The sequence below is a fragment of the Streptomyces sp. NPDC089915 genome (assembly GCF_040684675.1).
Taxonomy (GTDB): domain Bacteria; phylum Actinomycetota; class Actinomycetes; order Streptomycetales; family Streptomycetaceae; genus Streptomyces.
On sequence record NZ_JBFBGN010000202.1, the window covers coordinates 1 to 9075 of the forward strand.

The 9075-nt window shown below is 75.9% G+C and carries 2 protein-coding genes; both read right to left on the reverse strand.

Annotated features, from left to right (window positions below; all coding sequences use genetic code 11):
* Positions 1 to 4319: beta-ketoacyl synthase N-terminal-like domain-containing protein (locus AB0O29_RS32820; RefSeq protein WP_365159143.1), on the reverse strand; the 4319-nt coding region annotated here is incomplete at its 3' end.
* 106 nt (positions 4320 to 4425) lie between these two features.
* On the reverse strand, positions 4426 to 9075 hold a 4650-nt coding region (locus tag AB0O29_RS32825), incomplete at its 5' end, for an SDR family NAD(P)-dependent oxidoreductase (RefSeq protein WP_365159146.1).

Sequence of the window (9075 nt, forward strand, 5' to 3'; positions counted from 1 at the left end):
CCCGACTCGGCCAGTTCCGCCGCCAGTTCGGTGGCGCCGGGGGCCGCTTCGCCGCGCCGGCTGGTCAGCAGGAGGTCGCGGACGCCGTGCTCGGTGACCAGGTGGCGGGCGAACAGCGCGCCCAGCCCGCCGGTACCGCCGGTGACCAGGACGGTCCCGTCCCCGAACGCGGCCCCGTCGGCCGGGGCGGCCGCCGCGCGGGCCAGGCGCGGTACGAGCAGGGCCCCGTCCCGCAGGGCGAGCTGCTCCTCCCCGCTCGCGAGGGCGGCGGAGATCCGCTCCCACGCCCCCTCGACGTCGGCCGCTTCGACCAGCGCGAACCGGCCCGGGTTCTCGGCCTGAGCGGAACGCACCAGACCCCACACGGCGGCGGTCGCCGGGTCCTGGCGCTCGGCGGTGAACACCAGCCGCGAGCCGGCGAACCGCTCCTCGGCCAGCCAGGACCGCACCAGCCGCAGCGCCTCGGCGACGGCCGAGTGCACCTCGCCCGCCGGGGTCCGGGTGACCACGTACGAGGGAACACCGTCGCCCTCCTCGTCCAGCCAGGCCCAGTCACCGACGGCCCCGCCCGTGAGCACCGGCTCGACCCACTCCACCCGGAACAGCGCGTCGCGCAGCGCCCCGTCCGCCGGCTGCCCGGCGGTGACGGCGCGCAGCGCGAGGGACTCGACGCCGGCGACCGGGGCCCCGGTCTGGTCGGCGAGGGTCAGCGCGACCGAGTCCGTCCCGGCGGGCGCGATCCGCACCCGCAGGGCGGAGGCGCCAGTGGCGTGCAGGGAGACCCCGGACCAGGCGAAGGGCAGCCGGGCCCCGCCCTCGCCGGTGACGAAGGAGCCCAGGCCGATGCCGTGCAGGGCGGCGTCCAGCAGCGCCGGGTGCAGCCCGTAACGGCCCGCCTCGGCGGCGGCGTCCTCGGGGAGGGAGACCTCGGCGTAGATCTCCTCGCCGAGCTTCCAGGCGGCCTTCAGGCCCTGGAACACCGGCCCGTACTCCAGTCCGGCCGCGCCCAGCGTCTCGTACAGCCCTTCCGTGTCGAGCCGTTCGGCCCCGGCCGGCGGCCACTGCGCGAGCCCCGCCCCGGGGGCGTCCGTGCCGGGCGAGAGCGTGCCCTCGGCGTGCCGCGTCCACGGCTCGTCGGCGTCGGCTTCCTCCGGGCGGGAGAACAGGCTCAGCGCACGCCGGCCCCGCCCGTCCGGCTCGCCCACCGACAGCCGCAGCTGGACCCCGCCGTCCTCGGGCAGGACCAGGGGCGCGGCCAGGGTCAGCTCGTCGAGGCCGCCGCAGCCGGCCTCGTCACCGGCCCGTACCGCCAGCTCCACCAGGGCCGCGCCCGGGACGACCGCCCGGTCCAGCACCCGGTGGTCCGCCAGCCAGCCGTGCGTGCGCAGCGACAGCCGGGCGGTGAAGAGGAAGCCCCCGGAGTCGGCGAGGGAGATGGCGGTGCCGAGCAGCGGATGCCCGGCCAGGCTCAGCCCCAGCTCGGCGGCGGCAGCGCCGGCCCCCGGGGTGCCGGGGGTGCCGGCGGACTCCAGCCAGTACCGCTCGCGCTGGAAGGCGTACGTCGGCAGGCCCGTCACCGCCGGGAGGGTGTCGGCGTAGAAGCGGGCCCAGTCCACCCGTACGCCCCGCACGTGCAGCCGCGCGACCGCGTGCACCAGCGACCACACCTCGGGCCGGTCCCGGCGCAGCGAGGGGATCAGCGCGGCCTCGGACTCGGCGGTCAGGCAGGCGCGGGCCATCAGGCTCTGCATGGCGAGCGGCCCGACCTCCAGGTAGGTGGTCACCCCCTCGGACTCCAGGGTGCGGACGGCGTCCACGAACCGCACCGCCTCGCGGACGTGCCGCACCCAGTACTCGGGGTCGCACATCCGGTCGGCGTCCATCAGCTCGCCGGTCAGCGCGTCGATCATCGGGATGCGCGGAGCCCGGAAGGTGAGCGAGCGGGCGACCTCCCGGAACGCGTCGAGCATCGGGTCCATGTGCGGTGAGTGGAAGGCGTGTCCGACGGTCAGCCGCTTGATCCGGTACCCCTCGGCCTTCCAGCGGTCGCCGAGCCCGGTGATCAGCTCCTCGTCACCGGAGACGACGAACGCCTCCGGGCCGTTGACCAGGCCGATGCTCACCCGGCCGCCGAGCTCGTCCAGGGCCTCCCGGACGACCTGTTCGGGGGCCTCGACGGCGACCATGCCGCCGCCGGCGGGCAGTTCGTTCATCAGCCGGCTGCGGGCGGTCACCAGGGTCGCCGCGTCGGCGAGGGAGAGCACACCGGTGACGTGGACGGCGGCCGAGTCGCCGATGGAGCCGCCCGAGACCAGGTCGGGGCGGACGCCCCAGTGCTCCAGCAGCCGGTACAGGGCGACTTCGAGGGCGAAGATGGCGGGCGAGGAGTACAGGGTGCGGTCGATCAGCTCGGCCTCGGGAGTGCCCTCGGCGGCGAACACGATCTCGCGGATCGGCCGGTCCAGGTGCCGGTCGAGCTCGGCGCAGACCTCGTCGAACGCGGCGGCGAACACCGGGAACGCCTCGTACAGTTCGCGGCCCATCCCGGGGCGCTGGCTGCCCTGGAAGGTGAACAGGAACGCCGTGCGCCCCTTCTCGGCCGTGCCCCGTACCAGGCCGGCGGAGGCTCCGGCGTCCGAGGCGAGCGCGTCGAGGGCGCCGAGCAGCTCCTCCCGGCCGTCGGCGACCACGGCGGCCCGGTGCTCCCAGGTGGAGCGGGAGGCGGCGAGGGAGTACGCGAGGTCGACGGGGGCGGCGGCCGCCGCCTCGGGGGACTCCCGCAGGAACGCGGCCAGCCGCCCGGCCTGGGCCCGCAGGGCCTCGGGGGTGCGGCCTGAGACGAGGAAGGGGAGCGTGGCGGGCGGCGCCACGGGGGCCGCCGCTGCCTCCGGCAGGGGCTCCGCGTCCTCGGGCTCCTCGGCGGCGGGCACGGCCTCGGGGGCCTGCTCCAGGATGATGTGCGCGTTGGTGCCGCTGATCCCGAACGAGGAGACGCCCGCGCGGCGGGCCCGCCCGGTCTCCGGCCAGGGCCGCGCCTCGGTGAGGAGTTCGACGGCTCCGGCGGACCAGTCGATGTGGCTGGACGGGGCGTCCACGTGCAGGGTGCGCGGGAGGGAACCGTGGCGCATGGCCTGCACCATCTTGATGACGCCCGCGACACCGGCGGCGGCCTGGGTGTGCCCGATGTTGGACTTCACCGAGCCCAGCCACAGCGGTGTGGAGTCCTGACGGTCCTGGCCGTAGGTGGCGAGGAGGGCCTGGGCCTCGATGGGGTCGCCGAGCTTGGTGCCGGTGCCGTGGGCTTCGACGGCGTCGACGTCGGCGGTGGTGAGTCCGGCCGCGTCGAGGGCCTGGCGGATGACGCGCTGCTGGGAGGGCCCGTTGGGGGCGGTCAGGCCGTTGCTCGCGCCGTCCTGGTTGACGGCGGAGCCGCGTACGACGGCCAGGACGCGGTGCCCGTGCCGTACGGCGTCCGACAGCCGCTCCACGAGCAGCATGCCGACGCCCTCGCCCCAGCCGGTGCCGTCCGCGCCCTCGGCGAAGGACTTGCAGCGGCCGTCGGCCGACAGCCCGCGCTGGCGGCTGAACTCCACGAACGTCGCCGGCGTCGCCATCACGGTCACACCGCCCGCGAGCGCCATCGTGCACTCCCCGCGCCGCAGCGCCTGCACCGCCAGGTGCAGGGCCACCAGCGAGGACGAGCAGGCCGTGTCCACGGTGACCGCCGGGCCCTCCAGGCCCAGCGTGTACGAGATGCGGCCGGACGCGATGCTGCCCGCGCTGCCGTTGCCGAGGTAGCCCTCCAGCTCCTCGGGCACCTCCGCGACGCTCGTCCCGTAGTCGTGGTACATCAGCCCGGCGAAGACCCCGACCCGCTGCCCCTTCACCGACAGCGGGTCGATGCCCGCCCGCTCGAACGCCTCCCAGGAGGTCTCCAGCAGCAGCCGGTGCTGCGGGTCCATCGCCTGCGCCTCGCGCGGCGACACCCCGAAGAACCCCGCGTCGAAGCCGCCGGCACCGTCGAGGAAGCCGCCCTCGCGGGTGTACGAGGTCCCCCGGTGCTCCGGGTCCTCGTCGTACAGCCCCTCCACGTCCCAGCCCCGGTCGCCGGGGAACGGCGAGATGCCGTCCCGGCCGCCCGACACCAGCTCCCACAGGTCCTCGGGAGTCTGCACGCCGCCCGGGTAGCGGCAGCTCATCCCCACGATCGCGATGGGTTCGGTGGCCTCGGCCTCGACCTCGCGAAGCCGTCGAGTCGTCTGACGCAGATCGGCAGTGACCCGCTTCAGGTAGTCAACGAGCTTCGTTTCGTCCGCCATCGGTGTATCGCCTTTCAAGGAATCTCTGTGCTTCGGATCTCGGATCACGTGCGGGAGGAACGCGGGTGGGACGTGGGGGAGCGGGCCGGGGAAGGGGCGGTCGTGGTTACAGGGATCCGAATTCCTTGTCGATCAGGTCGAACAGTTCGTCGGTGGTGGCCGATTCGATCTCACGCACCTCGGACGCCGCACGAGCGCCGCTCGCGGCGTCCGCGGGGTGAGACGGATCCGCGCCGGCCGTGCCGAGCGCCTCCAGGAGGGCGCGCAGCCGGGCCTCCGCCTTCGCGCGCAGCGCGTCGTCCCCCGCGATCGAGGCGAGGACCGGCTCCAGCGAGTCCAGCCGCTCGGCCAGCGCCTGCTCCGCGTACGTGTCGACCAGCTCGGCCCGCAGGTACCCGGCGAGGGCGGCGGGCGTCGGATAGTCGAAGACCACCGTCGCGGGCAGGGCCAGCCCCGTCACCGGGCCCAGGCCGTTGCGCAGTTCGAGCGCGGTGAGGGAGTCGAAGCCCAGCTCGCGGAACTGCCGCTCGCCGTCCACGGCCGAGGCCCGCGCATGGCCGAGCACCAGCGCCACCTGCCCGCACACCAGCTCCAGCAGGACGGCGTCCCGGTCCTCGGCGGGCAGCGCCAGCAGCCGGTCGCGCAGCGAAGGCCCTGCCGTACCGCCTCCGGTGGCCCGCTCGCCGTCCGCCGCCCGGGCCGCGCTCCGGCGGACCGGACCGGCGGTCAGGGTGCGGAGCAGGGCGGGGACCTGGTCGCGGGCGCGGAGGGTGGGCAGGTCGAGGGGGACGGGGACGAGGAGGGCCTCGTCGGTGGCGAGGGCGGCGTCGAAGAGGGCGAGGCCCTGGTCGACGGTGAGGACCCGCACTCCCGAGCGGCCGATGCGTTCGACGTCCTCGTCGGAGAGGGTGTCGCCCATGCCGCCGACCCCGGCCCACAGGCCCCAGGCCAGGGCCAGGCCGGGCAGCCCGGCGGCGCGGCGCTCGGCCATCAGCGCGTCGAGGTAGGAGTTCGCGGCGGCGTAGCCGCCCTGGCCGGGGCTGCCGAAGACACCGGCGACGGAGGAGAACACCACGAACGCCGAGAGGTCCGCGCCCGCGTCCCGGGTCAGCTCGTGCAGGTTGACGACCGCCTCCGCCTTGGGCCGCATGACCCCGGCCAGCCGCTCGGCGGTCAGCGCCCCGATCACCCCGTCGTCGAGTACCCCGGCGGAGTGGACGACGCCGGTCAGCGGCCGGTCGAGGGAGTCCAGCAGGGCGGCGAGCGCCTCGCGGTCGGCGGCGTCGCAGGCCGCGATCCGCACCCGCGCCCCCAACCGCTCGATGTCCGCGGCCAGTTCGGCGGCGCCGGGGGCCGCTTCGCCGCGCCGGCTGGTCAGGAGCAGGTCGCGGACCCCGTGCTCGGTGACCAGGTGGCGGGCGAACAGGGCGCCCAGCCCGCCGGTACCGCCGGTGACCAGGACGGTCCCGTCCCCGAACGCGGGACGGACCGGCTCGGTGGCCGCCGCCCGGGCCAGCCGCGGTACGAGCACCAGCCCGCCGCGCAGCGCGAACTGGGCCTCGTCGGTGCCGAGCGCCCGGGGCAGCAGCCCCCAGCCCGCGTCCTCGTCCGCCGCCTCCACGAGCACGAACCGGCCCGGGTTCTCGGCCTGCGCGGAACGCACCAGCCCCCACACCGCCGCCGTGTCCGGATCCTGCCCGGGCGCGGTGAACACCAGCCGGGAGGCGGCGTACCGGCCGTCGGCCAGCCAGGACTGCAGCACGCTGAGGGCCTCCGCCGCCGTGCCCGGCACCGGAAGCAGCACCAGGTCCGGCACCGCCCGGCCCCCGTCCACGGCCGCCCGCAGCCCGTCCAGGTCCGCGTACGCGGCGAAGGGGACGCCCGCCCGCTTCAGCCCCCGCCCGGCCGCCGACGGCCCTTCGGCGTCGACCACCGCCCAGTCCAGGACCGACTCGGCGGCCTCGGCGAAGGAGGCCTCCGCCCACTCCAGGCGGAACAGCGCGTCCCGCAGCGCTGCGTCCCCGAACTGCTCCGCCGACACGGGGCGCAGGGACAGGGACTCGACGGCGGCGACGGGCGCCCCGCTCCGGTCGGCGAGGGCCAGCGCGACGGAGTCCGCCCCCGCGGCCGCGATCCGCACCCGCAGGGCGGAGGCGCCGGCGGCGTACAGGGAGACCCCGGACCAGGAGAACGGGAGCCGCGCCCCGCCCTCGTCCGACAGGAAGGAGCCCAGGCCGATGCCGTGCAGGGCGGCGTCCAGCAGTGCCGGGTGCAGCCCGTAGCGGCCCGCGTCGGCGGCCGCGTCCTCGGGGAGGGAGACCTCCGCGTAGATCTCCCCGCCGAGCTTCCAGGCGGCCTGCAGCCCCTGGAACACCGGGCCGTAGTCGAGGCCCAGCCCGGACATCGCGGCGTACAGCCCGTCCGTGTCGAGGGGCTCCGCCCCGGCCGGCGGCCACTCCGGCGCCCCGGCCTCGGGGGCACGGTCGGCGAAGGACAGCGTGCCGTCGGCGTGCCGGGTCCAGGGCTCCCCGGCGGGGGCGTCCTCGGCCCGGGAGTAGACCCGTACGGACCGCCGCTCCTGTACGTCCGGCGCGCCGACCAGCACCCGGACCTGGATCCCGCCGTCCTCGGGCAGGACGAGGGGGGCCGCGAGGGTCAGCTCGTCGAGGGTGTTGCAGCCGGCCTCGTCACCGGCCCGCACGGCCAGCTCGACGAGCGCGGCGCCCGGTACGACGGCCTGTCCCATGACCCGGTGGTCGTCGAGCCAGCGGTGCGTGCGCAGGGACAGCCGGGCGGTGAACAGGAACTCCTCGGACTCGGGCAGCGTGACCGCCGCCCCGAGCAGCGGGTGGTCCGCCGCGTCCAGCCCGGCCTGCCCGGCGTCGGCGGTGGAGGCCGCCGTGTCGTGGATCCAGAAGGTCTCGTGCTGGAAGGCGTACGAGGGGAGGCCGACGCGGGCGACGTCCGAGCCGGCGAAGTAGGCCGCACGGTCGGCGAGTCCGGCCGCGGTGAGCAGCCGGGCCAGGGCGGTGACCACGGACTCGGCCTCGTCGCGGCCCCGGCGGAGGGTGGGGACGAGAGCGGTGCTCTCGCCGGTCAGGCAGGGGCGGGCCATGGCCGTGAGCACGGCGTCCGGGCCCAGTTCGAGGAAGGCGGTGGCGCCTTCGGTTTCGAGGGTGCGGACGGCGTCGTGGAAGCGGACGGCTTCGCGGACGTGGTCCACCCAGTAGTCGGGGCGGGCTATTTCGTCGGTGACGAGTCCGCCGGTCAGCGCGGAGACGAAGGCGATGTTCGGCGTGCCGAAGTCGAGCCCCGCGACGACCGTGCGGAACTCCTCCAGCATGGGGTCCATCAGCGGGGAGTGGAAGGCGTGGCTGACGCGCAGGGCCTTCGCCTTCACGCCCTGGGCGGTGAGGAGGGCGACGACGCCTTCGACGGCTTCGCGGGCTCCGGATATGACGACGGCGTTCGGTCCGTTGACGGCGGCGATGGCGGCGCCCGGGACGAGGAGCGGGGTGACCTGCTCCTCGCCCGCCTGGACGGAGACCATGACCCCGCCCTCGGGCAGGGCTTCCATGAGCTTGCCGCGTGCGGTGACGAGGGTGGCTGCGTCGCGCAGGGACAGGACCCCGGCGACGTGTGCGGCGGCGATCTCGCCGACGGAGTGCCCGCCGACGAAGCGCGGGACGACGCCCCAGGATTCGACGAGGCGGTACAGGGCGACTTCGATGGCGAAGAGGGCCGGCTGGGTGGTTCCGGTGCGGTCGAGAGCCTCGGGGTCCTCGCCGAAGACGGCCTCCTTGAGCCCGTCCCCGAGCTCCGCGCACACCGCGTCGAACGCGGCCGCGAACACCGGGAACGCCTCGTACAGTTCGCGGCCCATCCCCGGCCGCTGGCTGCCCTGCCCGGTGAACAGCACCGCGAGCCGGCCCCGTCCCGTCGCCTGGCCGGTGACCACCGAGGGGCTGGGCTCGCCCGACGCCAGGGCCGTCAGACCGTCCGCCAGCGCCTCGCGGCCCCGGGCCACGACCACCGCCCGGTGCTCCATCCCGGTCCGCCCCGTCAGGGAGTACGCCACCTCGGCGAGCCCGAGCTCGGGGTTCCGCTCAAGGTGCCCGGCCAGTCGCGCGGCCTGCGCCCGCAGGGCCTCGGGGGAGCGGGCCGACAGCGCCACCGGGACCGGCCCGGAGACGGCGGGGCGCGCCGGGACGGCCGTGGCGGGGGCGGCCTCCAGGATGACGTGGGCGTTGGTGCCGCTGATGCCGAACGAGGAGACGCCCGCGCGCCGGGGCCGCCCGGCCTCGGGCCATGGCTGCGCCTCGGTGAGGAGTTCGACGGCGCCCGCCGACCAGTCGATGTGGCTGGACGGGGCGTCCACGTGCAGGGTGGGCGGCAGCACGCCGTGGCGCATGGCCTGCACCATCTTGATGACCCCCGCCGCGCCGGCGGCGGCCTGCGTGTGCCCGATGTTCGACTTGATGGACCCCAGCCACAGCGGCTCGCCGCCCTCGCGGTCCTGCCCGTACGTCGCGAGGAGGGCCTGGGCTTCGATCGGGTCGCCGAGCTTGGTGCCGGTGCCGTGCGCCTCGACGGCGTCGACGTCGGCGGCGGTCAGCCCGGCCGCGTCCAGTGCCTGGCGGATCACCCGCTGCTGGGAAGGTCCGTTGGGGGCGGTCAGGCCGTTGCTCGCGCCGTCCTGGTTGACGGCGGAGCCGCGGACGACGGCCAGTACCGGGTGTCCGTTGCGCACGGCGTC